This window comes from Streptococcus danieliae (assembly GCF_009767945.1).
In the GTDB taxonomy this organism is placed as follows: Bacteria; Bacillota; Bacilli; order Lactobacillales; family Streptococcaceae; genus Streptococcus; species Streptococcus danieliae.
The window spans coordinates 1-16,572 of record NZ_WSRS01000035.1 but is presented as its reverse complement, the minus strand read 5'-3'; the positions used below and the strand labels follow the sequence as shown (position 1 = coordinate 16,572).

Annotated in this window: 15 protein-coding genes and 1 pseudogene; 5 read left to right on the top strand and 11 right to left on the bottom strand. The window is 46.0% G+C overall.

Annotated features, from left to right (window positions below; translation table 11 throughout):
• Positions 1 to 557 precede the first annotated feature (557 nt).
• The 5 genes from E5983_RS04900 to E5983_RS04885 form a co-directional block, all read right to left on the bottom strand.
• Positions 558 to 1,454 (bottom strand): helix-turn-helix domain-containing protein, encoded by an 897-nt coding sequence (locus E5983_RS04900; RefSeq protein ID WP_160332792.1) that lies wholly within the window; start codon positions 1,452 to 1,454, stop codon positions 558 to 560.
• Positions 1,455 to 1,803: 349 nt separating this feature from the next.
• A complete protein-coding gene (locus E5983_RS04895) occupies positions 1,804 to 2,406 on the bottom strand; it encodes an N-acetyltransferase (RefSeq protein ID WP_160332791.1) in 603 nt (200 codons plus the stop codon).
• A complete protein-coding gene (locus E5983_RS09720; protein WP_202056455.1) occupies positions 2,406 to 2,570 on the bottom strand; it encodes a hypothetical protein in 165 nt (54 codons plus the stop codon). Before E5983_RS09720 ends, E5983_RS04895 begins: the two co-directional genes overlap by 1 nt.
• A 172-nt stretch (positions 2,571 to 2,742) precedes the next feature.
• Positions 2,743 to 2,940, bottom strand: coding sequence for a hypothetical protein (locus tag E5983_RS04890; RefSeq protein ID WP_160332790.1), 198 nt, complete (start codon positions 2,938 to 2,940; stop codon positions 2,743 to 2,745).
• A gap of 43 nt (positions 2,941 to 2,983) precedes the next feature.
• On the bottom strand, positions 2,984 to 4,876 hold the full coding sequence (locus E5983_RS04885; protein WP_160332789.1) for a M13-type metalloendopeptidase: 1,893 nt from the start codon (positions 4,874 to 4,876) through the stop codon (positions 2,984 to 2,986).
• Between the two features lie 182 nt (positions 4,877 to 5,058).
• On the opposite strand from E5983_RS04885, the gene tpx reads away from it, so the two are divergent.
• The 4 genes from tpx (at position 5,059) to dusB (ending at position 8,912) form a co-directional block, all read left to right on the top strand.
• Positions 5,059 to 5,550 (top strand): thiol peroxidase, encoded by a 492-nt coding sequence (gene tpx / locus E5983_RS04880; protein ID WP_160332788.1) that lies wholly within the window; start codon positions 5,059 to 5,061, stop codon positions 5,548 to 5,550.
• A gap of 189 nt (positions 5,551 to 5,739) precedes the next feature.
• The gene (locus tag E5983_RS04875; RefSeq protein ID WP_331251091.1) at positions 5,740 to 6,996 is read left to right on the top strand and encodes a YdcF family protein; all 1,257 of its coding nucleotides are present in this window, start codon (positions 5,740 to 5,742) and stop codon (positions 6,994 to 6,996) included.
• Between the two features lie 70 nt (positions 6,997 to 7,066).
• Positions 7,067 to 7,939 carry an Hsp33 family molecular chaperone HslO gene (gene hslO, locus E5983_RS04870; protein WP_160332787.1) on the top strand — a complete coding sequence of 291 codons (873 nt, stop codon included), beginning with the start codon at positions 7,067 to 7,069 and terminating at the stop codon, positions 7,937 to 7,939.
• Positions 7,926 to 8,912 (top strand): tRNA dihydrouridine synthase DusB, encoded by a 987-nt coding sequence (gene dusB, locus E5983_RS04865; RefSeq protein WP_160332786.1) that lies wholly within the window; start codon positions 7,926 to 7,928, stop codon positions 8,910 to 8,912. The genes hslO and dusB overlap by 14 nt, the downstream gene beginning before the upstream one ends.
• 539 nt (positions 8,913 to 9,451) lie before the next feature.
• Here the strand turns inward: dusB and E5983_RS04860 are convergent.
• The 6 genes and pseudogenes from E5983_RS04860 to E5983_RS04835 form a co-directional block, all read right to left on the bottom strand.
• The gene (locus E5983_RS04860) at positions 9,452 to 9,958 is read right to left on the bottom strand and encodes a GNAT family N-acetyltransferase (protein ID WP_160332785.1); all 507 of its coding nucleotides are present in this window, start codon (positions 9,956 to 9,958) and stop codon (positions 9,452 to 9,454) included.
• Between the two features lie 17 nt (positions 9,959 to 9,975).
• A pseudogene (locus tag E5983_RS04855) lies at positions 9,976 to 12,413 on the bottom strand (ATP-dependent Clp protease ATP-binding subunit).
• Positions 12,414 to 12,415: 2 nt separating this feature from the next.
• Positions 12,416 to 12,871, bottom strand: a complete 456-nt coding sequence (locus E5983_RS04850; RefSeq protein WP_160332793.1) for a CtsR family transcriptional regulator — start codon at positions 12,869 to 12,871, stop codon at positions 12,416 to 12,418.
• A 494-nt stretch (positions 12,872 to 13,365) separates the two neighbouring features.
• Complete coding sequence (tsf, locus tag E5983_RS04845; protein ID WP_160332784.1) at positions 13,366 to 14,409, bottom strand: translation elongation factor Ts; 1,044 nt, start codon at positions 14,407 to 14,409, stop codon at positions 13,366 to 13,368.
• A 67-nt stretch (positions 14,410 to 14,476) separates the two neighbouring features.
• A complete protein-coding gene (gene rpsB, locus E5983_RS04840; RefSeq protein WP_160332783.1) occupies positions 14,477 to 15,259 on the bottom strand; it encodes a 30S ribosomal protein S2 in 783 nt (260 codons plus the stop codon).
• A 195-nt stretch (positions 15,260 to 15,454) separates the two neighbouring features.
• The gene (locus E5983_RS04835) at positions 15,455 to 16,048 is read right to left on the bottom strand and encodes a hypothetical protein (RefSeq protein WP_160332782.1); all 594 of its coding nucleotides are present in this window, start codon (positions 16,046 to 16,048) and stop codon (positions 15,455 to 15,457) included.
• A 100-nt stretch (positions 16,049 to 16,148) separates the two neighbouring features.
• Between E5983_RS04835 and E5983_RS04830 the strand changes: the two genes are divergently transcribed.
• A complete protein-coding gene (locus E5983_RS04830; protein WP_160332781.1) occupies positions 16,149 to 16,445 on the top strand; it encodes a bacteriocin immunity protein in 297 nt (98 codons plus the stop codon).
• Positions 16,446 to 16,572 lie beyond the last annotated feature (127 nt).

Sequence of the window (16,572 nt, the reverse complement as noted above, 5' to 3'; positions counted from 1 at the left end):
GGGAACGCAAATAGACTGCTTGGATACGCTTATGATAGGCAGAATATTGTTTATTTTTAAGAGCTGATTTTAATTCTCTAGGGGACCTCTAAAAACCCCAGTTTTTCTTCAAATTTAATCACTCAAACCTTGATAAATCAACATTTAGATTTTCAGAAATTTAGTTTTTAGAGGTGCCCTCTAATTTGATCTTGTGTGAATTTCATACTATCTATTATAATTCAGATTTTGATTTTTGTTAAGTATTAGAGGTGCCCTTAATAATAAAAGTCTTAACCATCCCATATTCTCCACCTCTTTAATTTTTTCTAATGCTGATACTATATTTGATAACCAGATCACTATTCAAAATAAAAGATCAACTTCTAATTAAAGCGTTTTCAACTTTTATGAGTTCATTATAAAGAATGGACAAAAATAAGACCATGACATAAATGTCATGGTCTTATTTAATTTAAGGGAACCTCTAAAAACCCCAGTTTTTCTTCAAATTGAATCACTCAAACCTTGATAAATCAACATTTAGATTTTCAGAAATTTAGTTTTTAGAGGTGCCCTTAAATAGAATCGATTTCTCTCTCCATTCGGATATTAGACACTAGAACAGGATCCCCAAAATTTTGAGCTAATAAAAGCGCTAAATCATAACATTTCTTAGCTTTTTCTACATCATGCTCCGCATACAGATAATACTTAGCGTCATAGACTAAGCCGACCGGTTTAACACTGTGTTGCTGAGTCTCCGCAATAATAACATGCATTCTATCTGATAACCTTTTTATATGAGAATACTCCGCATGATCCAGATATACTCCTGCTATCGCTGTTAATACCCCCAATATTTCAGCATTATAGTACTCATCTCCTGAAATTTCCTGTTCTAAAACCTTTATCTCTAACGACTTTAAGAGGCTTCTATCATAATCCTTATCTTGACACTGAAGAGCATAATAGGAAATCAACAATAAATCATTTACAGTATAGTATTTTTTCAAAAAGAGTTGTTTAAAAAAATCTTCAAAAACATCTTCTGCTGCTGCTGTCTTTCCTGTCGATCGGTAATCCAATGTATTATCAACCAACTCCAACATATAAAGTTCTTCTTCCGGCAAATAATCAAAGTATTTCTCATAAATATCTTCAACCATCTGGATTTTCTTGGCCAAGCGTTCCTCATCTCCATAAGTTGGAAACTTAAACAGTTGATATTTCATAGTGAAATATTCATCTGGAATACTGATACTTTCTCCTGCCAAAAGAGTTGCTAAATCGATGTCTAACACCTGAGCAATATACTCTAATTTAATAAGCGAAGGTAGTGATTGACCTAATTCAATCCGAGCCAACTGGCGAACCGTCAACTCCTCCTCACCTCCACACAGGCTCTCCCGAGAAAAACCTTTTTTCTCTCTTTCTTCCCTGATTGTCTTTCCAATGATTTCTTTCACACTCATAGCATCCACCTCTTTATAGCACCATTATAACACGCAGATACTAAAAATAAGAGGAAGATGAACTGGGGACTAATGTTTAAAAAACAACTCTAATAAATAAGGTTTATTCCTGATGACATTCTCGACTTTATCACCTAAAAATAGACAAAGACCAGCTAACCCCTTGTGCCCCAATGGATTTGGCTAGTCTTTTTTCTTATTTTAGTGTTGTATATGGAGCTTTGGCACCACTCAAGGTATGAATACCTCTGAGCACATATCCCTTTCAATCTGATATTGGAAAGGAAGAGGTGAGTAAGCTAAAAAATGAATCAGGATATAATTCTATATTCAAGTTTTTAAGAGTGGTTCACAACTGTTCTTTCTGAATTTTCATTACAAAAACTTTCAGACCACTTTCCGATTCAAAGTTTTCAATCAAAGTAAAACCAAATTTACGATAAAACTGCAATAATTTGGAATTATTATCACATTCCAACCACATATACCTTGTATTAATAATACGAGCTGCTTCCTTTACTTTATCATAAGCAAGTGTCAGTATTTTTTGACCTGATACAATATTGGTTTGAAGATTATAATTTTTCCCAATCTGACCAATAAGATAGCTATTGACTTGATAACCGCCACTTTCCAATCTTCGACCATGACGCTGAAAGTCTCTTTGTTTGTTTTTGCTAAGAGACTGAAAATCTTTTTTAGAGAAGATAAGAGGCTTATTAGCAAGAGAGAAAAAACCAACAAGATCCCTTGTCTGTGTATCAAAAACAAGATAAGTAGATGAAATACTTGATTTTTCAAACTCAATCGCCCTAGCATACAAAAAGACTTCCACATCATGAACTGTAGAAGTCCCTGTATCAATGCTTTTAAAAGACTCAATAATCATTCCAACAGTCTTAAGTCCCAGAGTTTTTATTAGGTCTGACAGTGAAAAAGTATGTAGCTCCATCATTTTACTCCAAAAAATGCTTTTATTTCTTGAGGATCACTAACGTAGGTAACATCCGAGACATCCACTGTTTTAGGCGTTACATCTCTGCGGAGTGCTTTTAGAAGACTATCCGCTGATGCAGCAGTAAAACTAAAGTCACTGGTAAATGTTTTTGTAGCCATTATAAAAACCTCCTTTGTTCGCTAACTTTAGACTATTGTAACAAAAAAAAGTGCTAAAAGCACCTAAAAACTGCATTTCAAGCTGTCTTAGCCACCACAAAAACCCTGCCCCTCTTCTTGAGGAGCAGGGTCTAGCTACGACTAATTCCGCAGTTCTAATACTACTAATTTATCACGATTGATCTGCCTCGTTGGCTAGCTTTCGCAGCTGGATAAGGTTTGTAGCTGCCACGAGAATAATCATCGCTACCAAGATAGTCGAGGCCAGTGGTTTTGCTTGCCCCAAGACAAGCGCTAGTATGCCCAGTGACACGATGGCGAGAAAGGCACTCTGTAACCTACGGAGGCTACTGTCTTTGGCATTTTTCATGGCTTTTCGCCTTCATTCAATCAGCCTGTAGTCAGTTCACTGTTTACCAAATCTCAATCCGGTCTTCGGGTTGGCGCCACATGCCGTCTGCTTCTGTGACTTGGAAGGTTTGGTGGAAGTCTTCAAAGTTTGGTAGCTGGAGGTTGACCCGGAGTTTGGCGGGTGCGTGGACGTCTACGGCGGCCATCATTTGCATGAATTCCTCGCGGCCTTTCATACGCCAGATGAGGGCGTGGTTTTCAAAGAAGGCTGTAGCAGAGTAGTCGGGGTCCTGTTTGGCTGCTTCGAGGGCTGCTGAGAGTCCGCCTAGATCCGCGACGTTTTCCGACACGGTTAACTTACCATTCACTTTTGCGCCATAGGAATCCTGGCCTTCAAAGAGGTCGACCACTTTTTGTGTTTTTTCTTGGAAGGAATCATAATCGGCTTGGGTCCACCAATTGTTGAGGCTGCCGTTTTCATCGAAAGAGGCTCCATTGGTATCGAAGGCATGGGAAATTTCATGAGCAATCACGGCTCCGATGCCGCCATAGTTAGCGGAAGAGCTAGCTTCAAGGCTGTAGAAAGGTGCTTGAAGGATGGCCGCCGGGAAAACAATCAGGTTTTTCTGTGGATTGTAGTAGGCGTTAACCATGTGGGCTGGCATCCCCCACTCCTTGTCATCCACTTCCTGGTTCCACTTGGACCAAGCGTGGGCAATTTCTAGGCGACCAAGGGCCTGGGCATTTTCAAAGAGGGAAAGAGCTGGATCCACCTTCTTCTGGTAATAGCGGGCTGGGAGCTCTTCGGGATAACCGATGTAAGGGCGAATGCTGTTAAGTTTGACAATGGCCTTGTCGCGGGTTTCGGGACTCAACCAGTCATTGCTTTCCAGCCGGTTCTTATAAACCGCAATCATCCGCTCAATCTTAGCTTCAACATCGGCCTTGGCTTCTGGAGAGAAATAGTGCTCCGCATACCAGAGGCCCAGAGCCTGACTAAAAGGCCCTTGCGCCAGGTAATAGGCCGCCTTCTTGGCATTCATTGGTAGCGGCGTTCCAGACAAGGCCCGACTATAGGCTCCTGAAAGCACCCGGATTTCATCTGCCAAGTAAGCATCCGCTTGACCAATCACCCCCAAAATCAAGGTTGCCTTCAAGTAAGGCCAAGCTTCCTCTGAGTAGAAGAGCTCAGAAGCTTGCCAGAAACGCTCTTCCGGTACGATCACCTGATCCGGCTCCTGTCCTAGAATGTCTTGGAAGATTGCTCCCAGAGGAAGCCCTGGAACTAGCTTTTTAAAGTCCTCCCACTGGTAGGGATGGTACAGTTTTGCATACTCTGAAGACTCTTCCTGGGACAGGACAACACTGGCAATACGACGGTCCAATTCCAACCGCTTGTCTAACAAGTCCGCCACTTCTTCCTCGCTAAAAGGAAATTTAGCCAATAAGTCTTCCATCGAAGAACGCCAAAGAGCTAACAACTCTTCCTTTTGCGGATGGTCATCCGCATAATAAGAGGTATCCGGTAGGATGGTTCCCGGAGCGTCCGCCCACAAAACATTGATCCGAGCATTCATAAAGTCAGGAGCCACACCGAAGGGGAAGAAATTAGGAGTCCCCGCCAGCTCAAACTCCGCCACGCGCTGGCAGTAATCTTCATAAGAAGTCAAATTCTTGTAAGTTTCTAGCAGCGGCAAGACAGGAGCGACCCCATCCGCATCCCGTTGGTCATAATCCGCGGCCAAGCGATGGAAGGCCACAAACTCTTGCAACACCGCATCTACTGGTAGATCATCGCCTGCCAACCATTGATCCGTTTGCTTCAAGAACAAGTCCTCAATCCCATCGGCCAGATCCACAAAAGAACCTGTCCGCGCCTTGTCCTCAGGGATCACAGCCGTAGCCGCCCACTCCCCATTGATTGCATCATAAAAATCATCCTGTAGACGTACCATAACGAACCTCCATTCTTTTCCTACTATCATACCATAAAAAAACTTGATAAAAGGGGATATTTCCGATTCCCCCGATTTCACCCCCAACTTTTAGCCTGTTCACCCTTTTCCTTTTTCCAAAACACCTATTAAGCATTTTTACCACATTTAGGATAGAATGAAAGAAATGAAAGGAGTTTCTTATGCCACAATTTCTCGGACAAGAAGTCCATCTTATCGGTAACCGTCTCCAAATCGGAGATTTGGCCCCTGACTTCACCCTCCTCAACAAGGATCTAGAAAAAGTCAGCCTCAGTGATTTTCCTGGGAAGAAAAAAGTCCTCAGCATCGTGCCATCCATTGACACCGGTGTCTGCTCAACCCAAACACGCCAATTCAATGCCAACCTCGCTGGCCGTGAAGACACCGTCATCATGACCATCTCCATCGACACCCCCTTTGCCCAAGCGCGCTGGTGTGGTGTTGAAGGCCTAGACAAGGCAATCATGCTCTCCGACTACTTTGACAATAGCTTCGGAAAAGCCTACGGTCTCCTCATGGAAGAATGGCACATCCTCTCCCGTTCCGTGCTCATCCTTGATGAAACCAACACCGTTCGCTACGTGGAATACCTCGAAGACGTCCACTCAGAACCCGACTACGGAACGGCTATCCAAGCCTTGGATGAGTTGTAAAATCCTATAACAGACAGCAGCTAGCAAGATCCGGCTGCTGTCTTTTCGTTCACAATTATCCGAAATTCAAAACTCTTATCCCAGTCTTTTGGTTTGTTCATGACCCAACCTGCTCCTTTCAAGATTCTGAAATCTGCTTTCTTTTTCATGGTATAATTTAAAACGAAAACTAGTTTAAAAGGAACCACTATGAATCACCTTCATTTTCTAATCCTCGGCTGGATCTCAGCCGGTCTCTTTGCCTGGCTCCACTACACCCGGCCAGCTGCTAAATTTAACTCCCTCCTCCTAGGCCTGACAGGTCTGGTCCAGGTCTTTTTTCCGACCTGGCCTTTGGGACTGGCCTACTCGCTCCTGCTCTTGTGGTTTGTTTGGCGGCCCGAACAGCCGCAAATCTCGGTCTGGCACATGTTGCCTTTTTTCTTCCTGACCATTTTTGCCATCCCAAATCCACTTTGTTGGGGTTTTCTCCTGGTCTGGTCCTTTTTCCGAGACAATCGCAGTTTGCTCAATCCCATCGTTATGATGATTTTTCTCATTTTCGGCTATCTCTACCTAGCCCAACTCAGCTATCAGCTAGGCCTGGAACTACTCAACAATATCTTCTCCGGCATCCTGCTCATTGTCCTCCCCCTACTGGTCTTAATCGGCGGCTTCTTCCTCATTTACAACGGCTTCATTTTGCTCCGCAAGGAAGGCCGATCCAAGGCCAATTATTTTTCCCTCTTCTTGGGGGTAGCCATTGTCCTCTTCTATGCCCTGCTCCTTGTCCGGCTCACCTACTATGAATTTTTTCTCCAGTACCGCCTCTTGGACATCCCTTACTACATCGCCATTTATACCTATGTCCTTTTTGGCATCACCTTTACCGGATTTTTAATTTATTCCTGGCTTTATTTACATTTGCCCAAAAAGAAAAATTATGACTTTATCATTATCCATGGAGCCGGCCTCCTGGGCGGCGAAAAGGTGACACCCCTGCTCCGGAAGCGGGTAGATAAGGCCATCGAAGCCTTCCGCAAGTCCACCAATCCAGCCATCCAGCTCATCGCCAGCGGCGGCCAAGGATCCGATGAAAAAATCAGCGAAGCCCAGGCTATTCAAAACTACATCCTGGAAACCACCGACATCCCGGAAACTGCTGTCCTGCTGGAAGACCGCTCGGTTAACACCTACCAAAACCTGCTCTATTCCAAACAACTGGGAGAAAGCCTGGTCACAGACCCCCGCTTCCTCTTTGTCACCAATGACTACCATGTCTTTCGCACCAGCATCTACGCCCAACAAATCGGCATGAAAGGCGACGGCCTCGGCTGCAACACCGCCAGCTACTACATCCCCAGTGCCTTCCTTCGCGAACTCGTCGCCATCATCGTTCGCCTCAAATGGCTCTACTTCGTCTTCTACGCCCTCTTCTTCTTACTAATCTGGGCGTCGTTCCATTAAAAGCTACTGAGAAAGAGACAGACAAACCATCCCACTGTCTCTCTCTCAGTTTTTTGTTATAATGGAAAACATGGATACTTTAATCAAAACAATCGCAAAAAATGGGGCCTTTCGGGCCTATGTCGTGGATGCGACCGAAACCGTACGGGCAGCGCAGGAGGCTCACCAGACTTTGGCTTCTTCAACTGTTGCGCTGGGACGGACGCTGATTGCCAATCTGATGCTGGCAGCCAATCAAAAGGGCGACAGCAAGATCACCCTCAAGGTGATTGGTGATTCCTCCTTTGGTCACATCATTTCTGTTGCCAACACCCAGGGTCAAGTCAAGGGTTACATCCAGAATGCTGGGGTAGACATCAAAAAAACGGCCACCGGTGAAGTTCTGGTTGGACCGTTTATGGGAAATGGCTTCTTTATCGTTATTACAGACTACGGGATGGGCAATCCCTACACATCTACCACTCCACTGATCAGCGGGGAAATCGGCGAGGACTTTGCCTACTACTTGACTGAGAGTGAGCAGACACCGTCTGCGGTTGGGCTCAATGTCCTGTTGGATGAACATGACCGTGTCAAAGTGGCTGGTGGTTTCATGCTGCAAGTGCTTCCCGGTGCCAAGGAGGCGGACATTGCCCGTTTTGAGAAACGGATTCAGGAGATGCCAGCCATTTCCAGCTTGTTGCAGTCGGAAGACCACATTGAGGCCTTGCTGACAGCTATTTATGGGGACGATGCCTATAGCCGCCTGAGCGAAGAGCCAATCGCTTTTCATTGCGACTGTAGCCGCGAACGGTTCCTCAACGCCTTGGCTAGCCTGCCCAATCAGGACTTGCAAGAGATGGCCGACCAAGACAAGGGAGCTGAGATTGTCTGTCAATTTTGCCAAAAAGAATACCGATTTACCGATCATGATTTAGAGGAACTCATCAATGAAAAATCTTAATACTCCGTTCAAAATTGGAAGTGTCGAGATTCCCAACCGGACGATCCTAGCCCCAATGGCTGGGGTCACCAACTCTGCCTTCCGGACAATTGCCAAGGAGCTTGGCGCTGGTCTGGTGGTGATGGAGATGGTCTCTGATAAAGGGATCCAATACAATAACGAAAAAACGCTCCACATGTTGCATATCGACGAGGGAGAAAATCCTGTCTCCATTCAGCTTTTCGGGAGTGACGCGGATAGTCTGTCTCGAGCTGCGGAATTTATTCAGGAAAATACCCGCACCGATATCGTGGACATCAACATGGGCTGCCCGGTCAACAAGGTTGTGAAAAACGAGGCGGGAGCTAAGTGGCTCAAGGATCCCGATAAAATCTACCACATCCTCAAAACCGTCAAGTCTCACTTGGATATTCCCCTCACCGTCAAAATGCGGACCGGTTGGGCAGATCCAAGCTTGGCTGTTGAAAATGCCCTCGCAGCTGAAAGTGCCGGGGTGGATGCCCTAGCCATGCACGGCCGGACCCGGGAACAAATGTACACTGGTGTCGCTGACCTGGAGACCCTCCAAACAGTGGCCCAAGCCCTAACCAAAATCCCCTTCATTGCTAACGGAGACATCCGAACCGCCGAAGAGGCTAAGCATCGCTTGGAGGTTGTCGGTGCTGATGCCGTCATGGTCGGCCGCGCTGCAATGGGAAATCCTTATATCTTCAACCAAATCAACCACTACCTCGAAACCGGTGAGCTCCTCCCTGACTTGAGCTTTGAAGACAAGATGCGTATTGCCTACGAGCACCTACGCCGCCTCATCAACCTCAAGGGTGAGTACGTTGCCATCCGTGAGTTCCGCGGCCTCGCTCCCCACTACCTCCGTGGTAGCTCCGGTGCAGCCAAACTCCGTGGTGCCATCGCCCGTGCCGAAAGCCTCGCGGAAATCGAAGACCTCCTCCAATTGCAGGAGGTTAAGAGCTAATTCTTTCATAAACAAACACCCCCATCGACAGCAATCCTCACAAAAGGAAGGCAGCAATGGGGGTATTTTTTATCAAGTCAGTTCGACAGCTCACAGGTAATCCTCTTTCAAGTCCTGGATAGTTTCTTGGAATACCTGAAGATCCTGATTCAGCTTCAGCAAGACCAGCGAGCCTTGAATTCGGACTAGCACCTGCTAGACTTCTTTCAGAACAAAAGGAAGGCAGCAATGGGGGTATTTTTTGTCAAGCCAGTTCGGCAGCTCACAGGCAATCCTCTTTCAAGTCCTGGATAGTTTCTTGGAGTACCTGAAGATCCTGATTCAGCTTCAGCAAGACCAGCGAGCCTTGAATTCGGACTAGCACCTGCTAGACTTCTTTCAGAACAAAAGGAAGGCAGCAATGGGGGTATTTTTTGTCAAGCCAGTTCGGCAGCTCACAGGCAATCCTCTTTCAAGTCCTGGATAGTTTCTTGGAGTACCTGAAGATCCTGATTCAGCTTCAGCAAGACCAGCGAGCCTTGAATTCGGACTAGCACCTGCTAGACTTCTTTCAGATAGAGAAAATCTGTTTGAACCTCATCTCCCATCACAAAGTCGTGGTGACCGACCTGCCGAAAGCCATTTTTCTGATAAAAGCCCAGAGCTGGGACGTTGTGTTCCCAGACTCCGAGCCAGATGGCGGTTTTCCCCCATTTGCGGGCCTGATCTAGGGCAAAATCCATCAACTCTTGCCCTAACCCCCGGCCCTTATGATCTGGATGAATATAAATCCGCTCAATTTCCAAACTATTTTCATGGATAGACTCCGTTTGGGCCTCGCCTTCGTTGAGGCGCAGGTAACCGAGAATCTGCTCCCCTTCTTGGTAGAAGTAATAAGCGACTTGAGGATCCCCTAATTCTTTCTTCAAACGGGACAAGTCATAGGCTGTATCCAAGTGCTCCTGGAGATTTTCCTCAGAAGTTGTTCCCTGAAAGGTATCCCGGTAAGTGAGGCAGCTCAGGTCTTGGAGTAGCTGAACCTCCTCCAACGTTACTGGTCGAATCATATCCGCCTAATTCCTTCCTAAATTTGAATATTCATTTTCAACTGGCCACCCTTAACTCCAATTTTCAAAATTGATCCCGGTGGCAAGTCCCCAGCCAAGAGGTATTCTGATAGAGGATCTTCCACTAAACTTTGTAGAGTTCGACGAAGTGGCCGGGCCCCATTTTCCGGATCATAACCCTTTTGCGCCAAGAGTTTCAAAGCGCTCGGCTGGAACTTCAAAGTTACATCCTTAGCCTTCAAGGCTGCAATCATCGGTTTGACCATCACCTTGACAATTTCCTGCATTTGCTCGGCCGTTAGGCTATGGAAGACAACCTTTTCATCAATCCGATTCAAGAACTCCGGACGGTAGGTCTTTTTCAATTCCTCAAACATCCGTTGCTCCATATTTTTAGGATCAAAGCGCAGGTCCCCTGCGCCAAAGCCGACGACCTTGTCATCGCGGAGAGCAGTGGCGCCCAAATTGGAAGTCATGATAATCAAGGTGTTGGAGAAATCCACCTTGCGCCCCCGACTATCTGTCAGAACCCCATCGTCAAGAACCTGCAAGAGCAGGTTGAAGATATCCGGATGGGCCTTCTCCACCTCGTCAAAGAGGAGTACCGAATAAGGACGATTACGGACCTTCTCGGTCAATTCTCCGCCTTCTTCATAGCCCACATAGCCCGGAGGGGCTCCGTTTAAACGGCTGGCCGCAAACTTCTCCATATACTCACTCATATCAAAGCGGATCAAAGCCTCTTCATCATCAAAAGCAACTCTGCCAAGGCCTTGGCCAATTCGGTTTTCCCGACCCCAGTTGGACCCAAGAAGAGGAAAGAACCAATCGGCCGCTTGCCCGTCTGTAGCCCTGAGCGATTGCGACGAATCGCCCGACTGATGGCTGAAACAGCCTGATCCTGGCCAATCACCCGCTTGTGGAGCTCCGCCTCCAAGTTTAAGTATTTCTTAGACTCCGAATGAGATAACTTCTGCACCGGAATCCCCGACAAACGACTCAAGGTTTCCAAAACATCTTCAGCCGTCACCCGATACTGGAACACCACCGGCTTCTGAGCCTCTTTGACCAACTTACGGGCCTTACTAAACTCCTCCTGCATCAAAGCCCGATCCAGCGCGGTCAAACCATTACTGTCGTATTCTGAGCTAGTCAAGCTGCGGTTCTGGACAGTTGCGGCTGCTTCATCCAAGAGGTCAATGGCAGAATCTGGTAGACGTTTGGCGGTCAAATACCGCTTGGCGGTTTGGACAGCCGTTTTCAAGGCTTCATCCTCGATGGAAACCTGGTGGTGCTCCTCATAACGCGGCCGGAGCCCCTGTAAAATAGCCAGGGTATCTGCTTCCTTGGGCTCTTCAATGCTCACCTTGGCAAAGCGACGAACCAAGGCCGCGTCTTTTTCAATATGCTTCTGGTATTCCTCTTGGGTGGTCGCTCCAACAGTCCTCAAGCTACCACGTGCCAAGGCTGGTTTAAGAATATTGGCGGCATCCAGAGTGGAATCAATCCCGCTACCGGAGCCGATAATGGTGTGGAGTTCATCAATGAAGAGGATGATATTGCCTTCTTTTTCAATATCCTCAATGATGTTGTTCATCCGCTCCTCAAAATCTCCACGGAAGCGCGTGCCGGCGATCACATTCATCAAGTCCAACTCCATCACCCGCATGTCTTGAAGAGCTACGGGAACCTGACCTTGGGCAATCCGCTGGGCTAATCCCAAGGCTAAGGCAGTCTTACCGACCCCGGAATCCCCCACCAGCACGGGATTGTTTTTGGTCTTGCGGCTGAGGATGTGGATCATCCGGTCGATTTCTTCCTCCCGCCCAACAACAGGCTCCAAGAGGCCGGCATGGGCAGCAGCAGTCAAGTCACGACTATAATCTTCAAGACCACCACTTTGACTCGGGGGCATGCCCATCATGTTGGCCATTTGCTGAGAACTTGGCCGGCTACCACGGAAAAACTGACGAATGGCCTTGATCTCATCCTTGGACCAGCCTGCCCGCTCCTCAACATCCTTGCGCAACTCCTGTAATTTTTTGGACTCCTCTTTATGCTCGGGATCAAAGCCAGATGCATAGAGGAGCTGGGTTGCCAAGGATTCTCTTTCTTTTAAAAGGACAAGAAAAATATGCTCCGTCCCCAGCTCATCCTCACCTAAGTGCTGGGCCAACGCCTCACCCCGCTCGAAGACTTTTTCCATCAGCGGGGAAAAAGGAAAGATCTTTAAGTTCTTCGATTTCCGATAGGGATAACCGATAACCTCTTCGACTTTTTCTTCCAAAAGATCTAAATTAATCGGCGAATCCTTAAAGACGGAGCCGACAATACTATAGGGATTGACTAAAAATCCGGTCAATAGGTGCCAGGTCTCTAAGTGGTCTCGGCCGTAATTATTGGCAAAGGCATGAGATACTTCGAGAGTCTCAATTAGTGCGTTTGAATACTTCATTCTTATCCTCTTCTGTCAATTTCTTTCAATAATTGGCGCATCATCTGAGTCCGCAAATGAGGACCGTCTGGGCCAAGGACACTATCCAGGGCAACAGCCAGCAGCCAAGTTGCCTCACGTCTGGCCAAAAGCCCTTCTTCAACGAGGAGCCACAAAAGATCTTCATAAACTTGCTCGCTTAATTGGGAAGCCAACTTTTCCTGGAGCTCCAATAACATCTGGTGGTGGTTGGAGTAAGAAATGCGCGCAATCCGGATATAGCCACCACCCCCACGCTTACTCTCGACAAGGTAGCCCTTACTTTCTGTAAAACGGGTCTTAATCACATAGTTAATCTGGCTAGGGACCACTTGAAAGAGTTCCGCTAGCTCACCCCGCTTGAGCACCGCCATATCCATCTGCTCCAAGAGCTGCTTGATATGTTCTTCAATATTATCGGAGGTATTTCTTGCTACCATGGAAGTCCTTTCTAATTTACTGAGCATTCCATCTTCGTCACTTGGTCTCCCAAAGTACTTATTCGTAAAAGAAACCCAAAAATGAAATCTGACTATCTTTGACTTTTATTATATCCTAATTCTCACCAGAATTAAAGGATTAAAAAGGTTCGGGGAACCTTGAAACCCGAGCCCAAAAATTCAAAAGCGAGGTAGGTCTAGTAGACCTTGAAACCCGAGCCTAAAAATTCAAAAGCGAGGTAGGTCTAGTAGACCTTGAAACCCGAGCACAGAAATTCAAAAGCAAGCCAGGGAGTGCAGACCTGATTAACTCCAGTCTAGAAGTTGAAAAGCCAGTGGGTTCCCGAATCAGGCAGGGAACTCATTAGAGGTCGCTGCCGTCCATCACCACAGTCGCTAATGGTTTCAAAAAGTGTGCGCCAAATGAAAAAGGCAGGGAAACAAGTCCCCACCTTATCATTTCCATATCTCCAAACAGAGTTTGTAATGGAATATTAGTCTTGACCAAGAGCCGCAGCCATTGTTGCCGCAACTTCTGATTCAAAGTCGTTTGAAGCTTTTTCGATTCCGTCTCCAACCTCGAAACGTGCGAAGGCAACAACAGATGCGTTCACAGAATCTAGGTAAGCTTCAACTGTTTTGCTGTCGTCCATGATGTAGACTTGTGCAAGAAGTGTGTAAGCTTGGTCAACTTTAGTATTGTCAAGCATGAAGCGGTCCATTTTACCTGGTACAATTTTGTCCCAGATTTTTTCTGGTTTACCTTCAGCAGCCAATTCTGCCTTGATATCTGCTTCTGCTTGAGCAATCACTTCGTCAGACAATTGTGATTTAGATCCATATTTCAAGAATGGAAGAGCTGGTTTGTTAACCATTGCACGGCTTTCGTTATCTTGCTCGATTGCATGGTTCAATTGTGCCAACTCATCTTTCACGAATTGCTCATCCAACTCTTTGTAAGAAAGAACAGTTGGTTTCATCGCAGCGATGTGCATAGAGATTTGTTTTGCCAATGCTTCGTCGCCACCTTCGATGACAGAGATAACACCGATACGGCCGCCGTTATGTTGGTAAGCACCAAATGCTTGAGCATCTGTTTTTTCCAACAAAGCGAAGCGACGGAAAGAGATTTTTTCTCCGATAGTTGCAGTTGCGTTTACGTATGCTGCTTCAAGAGTTTCACCTGAAGGCATTACCAAAGCAAGTGCTGCTTCGTTATCTGCTGGTTGACCTTCTGCAATTACTTTAGCAGTTTCGTTTACCAAGTTTACAAATTGTTCATTTTTCGCAACGAAGTCTGTTTCTGCGTTAACTTCAACAACTGCAGCAACGTTTCCGTTTACGTAAACACCTGTCAAACCTTCTGCAGCAACACGGTCAGCTTTTTTAGCTGCTTTCGCCATACCTTTTTCGCGAAGGAGTTCAATCGCTTTTTCGATGTCTCCTTCTACTTCAACCAAGGCTTTTTTGGCATCCATGACACCAGCACCAGATTTTTCACGTAGTTCTTTAACAAGAGCGGCTGTAATATTGGCCATTTGAGCTTCCTCCAAAATTTTTTAAAAAAGGACAGGACGGAGGTCACTGCCCTTTGGGGTTACAAGATTATTCGTTTGATCCTTCAACAACTTCAACGATTTCTTCGATTGAATCTGCTTGACCAGCTGCTGCTGCCATTTCAGCTTCAACAGAAGCAACGTTATCTTCACCTTGACGACCTTCGATAACAGCGTCAGCCATTTTCGCAGTGATCAATTTAACAGCGCGGATAGCGTCATCGTTTGCAGGGATGATAACATCGATATCATCTGGATCAGTGTTTGTGTCGACCATCGCTACAACTGGGATTCCCAATTTTTTAGCTTCTTTCACAGCGATTTGCTCTTTGTGTGGGTCAACGACGTACATTACGTCAGGAATGCGTGGCATATCTTCGATACCACCCAAGAATTTCTCAAGACGTGCACGTTGTTTGTTCAAAAGTGCAACTTCTTTTTTAGGAAGAACGTCGAAGATTCCTTCTTCTTCCATACGTTTGATTTCTTTCAAACGAGCAACACGTTTTTGGATAGTTTCCCAGTTTGTAAGAGTTCCACCCAACCAACGGTGGTTGATGTAGTATTGACCAGCACGTTCTGCTTCCTCTTTAACAGCGTCAGCAGCTTGCTTTTTAGTACCAACAAACAAAATGATTGCATCTTCTGCAGCTGCATCACGCATGAAGTCGTATGCTTGATCTGCAAATTTAACAGTTTGTTGCAAGTCAATTACGTGGATTCCATTACGCTCTGTGAAGATGTACTTAGCCATCTTAGGATTCCAGCGACGAGTTTGGTGACCGAAGTGTACACCAGCCTCAAGAAGTTGTTTCATTGAAATTACTGCCATGAGTATTTCTCCTTTAAAATGTTTTCTGCCTCTTTTGAATTTCAACTTGCAGGACGACCCGAAGGCAACCCCTCCCACAATTCATTCAAAATGAGTATTTGTTGCACAGCAACTCTTACATTATAAGGGATTTTTTAAAAAATGACAAGTAGGAACTTTGCTTCTGGACGAAAAATCAACTCAAAAGCGCTTGAACTAATTCCGATAGTAAATATAAGGTTCCATCGCCTCTTGCGGGGCGTCATATTGGGGCAGGATAAAGATCCGCTCCCGTGACTCGTCCGATTCATAATTCTTAGGCCCCGTTGATAGAACCTGCCCCGCTGGAACATAGATGTAAACTGGCGGACTCGCCATCACCTCCTCAAGGGTAAAAGCATTTTCCTCCAATTGTTTCACGGTAAAAGTGGACTCCGCCTTGGTCAAAGTACCCGCAGCCACCGTAAAGGAGCCACCCTTGGGACTGGACCAAGTCCCGTCAATAACCGATGTTTCCGCTCCACCAGTCACTTCTGGAACAGCTGATGCTTCCGCCTGACTTGAAGAAGAACTTGCCATTTCTTGGCTGACCGGCTCCACTTGCGAGGAAGCAACCGCGGACTCCGCCACCAGCTCTGCACTTGAACGAGCTTTCTCGGAACTTGTTGCCTGCTTAGAGGAACCAGCCTTTTTGCTAGAAGACACCGCCTGCTTTTGACTGGACGAAGCCTTTGTTTCCCCTTCCTGCTTCTGACCACAAGCAACCAAAGCCAAACTGGCTAGCACTAAAACAAGGAATCTTTGTTTCATAATCTACCTCTCCTTTCCATACTAGAACTAGTATACTAATTATCAAATGCAAGGGCAAGGAATAGCAGGAAATAAAAATAGATGGTAAAATAGAAGGAGAATGATACAAGAAGATTTACTAAAAGAAATTGAGCAGCTGTTACAAAGCGGCGAGCTTGCAGAAAACACAGAACTAAGCAACATCTTTTTACAGGCTAAGGAATCTGCAGCTCTGACTGAGCTAACTTGGAAAAGCCAACTCAGCCAAAGCTTATCCCTGTATTTACTGACCCACCAATTCAGAGCTCCCCGACAAGTGCTCCAGCTGGCTCAGTCGATTGCCAAATCGCCTCATCAACAACGTGGAAAAGGGGCATTTTTACAAATGCTGGCTCAGTCGCTGACCCATTTCAAATAAGAGCCAAAGAATCATTCCCGTTGTCTCTGATCCGAGGTATACCAAGGGAGTAGAAGAGTATAAAAAGAAAAATCGCCACGGTAAAGTAGCGATTTTTCCCTTTTGTGAGCCTCAATACAACGTCAAA

Coding starts and splice junctions, on each gene's coding strand:
- E5983_RS04900 (WP_160332792.1), bottom strand. CDS start 1,454: ATGAGTGTGAAAGAAATCATTGGAAAGACAATCAGGGAAGAAAGAGAG.
- E5983_RS04895 (WP_160332791.1), bottom strand. CDS start 2,406: ATGGAGCTACATACTTTTTCACTGTCAGACCTAATAAAAACTCTGGGA.
- E5983_RS09720 (WP_202056455.1), bottom strand. CDS start 2,570: ATGGCTACAAAAACATTTACCAGTGACTTTAGTTTTACTGCTGCATCA.
- E5983_RS04890 (WP_160332790.1), bottom strand. CDS start 2,940: ATGAAAAATGCCAAAGACAGTAGCCTCCGTAGGTTACAGAGTGCCTTT.
- E5983_RS04885 (WP_160332789.1), bottom strand. CDS start 4,876: ATGGTACGTCTACAGGATGATTTTTATGATGCAATCAATGGGGAGTGG.
- tpx (WP_160332788.1), top strand. CDS start 5,059: ATGCCACAATTTCTCGGACAAGAAGTCCATCTTATCGGTAACCGTCTC.
- E5983_RS04875 (WP_331251091.1), top strand. CDS start 5,740: ATGAATCACCTTCATTTTCTAATCCTCGGCTGGATCTCAGCCGGTCTC.
- hslO (WP_160332787.1), top strand. CDS start 7,067: ATGGATACTTTAATCAAAACAATCGCAAAAAATGGGGCCTTTCGGGCC.
- dusB (WP_160332786.1), top strand. CDS start 7,926: ATGAAAAATCTTAATACTCCGTTCAAAATTGGAAGTGTCGAGATTCCC.
- E5983_RS04860 (WP_160332785.1), bottom strand. CDS start 9,958: ATGATTCGACCAGTAACGTTGGAGGAGGTTCAGCTACTCCAAGACCTG.
- E5983_RS04850 (WP_160332793.1), bottom strand. CDS start 12,871: ATGGTAGCAAGAAATACCTCCGATAATATTGAAGAACATATCAAGCAG.
- tsf (WP_160332784.1), bottom strand. CDS start 14,409: ATGGCCAATATTACAGCCGCTCTTGTTAAAGAACTACGTGAAAAATCT.
- rpsB (WP_160332783.1), bottom strand. CDS start 15,259: ATGGCAGTAATTTCAATGAAACAACTTCTTGAGGCTGGTGTACACTTC.
- E5983_RS04835 (WP_160332782.1), bottom strand. CDS start 16,048: ATGAAACAAAGATTCCTTGTTTTAGTGCTAGCCAGTTTGGCTTTGGTT.
- E5983_RS04830 (WP_160332781.1), top strand. CDS start 16,149: ATGATACAAGAAGATTTACTAAAAGAAATTGAGCAGCTGTTACAAAGC.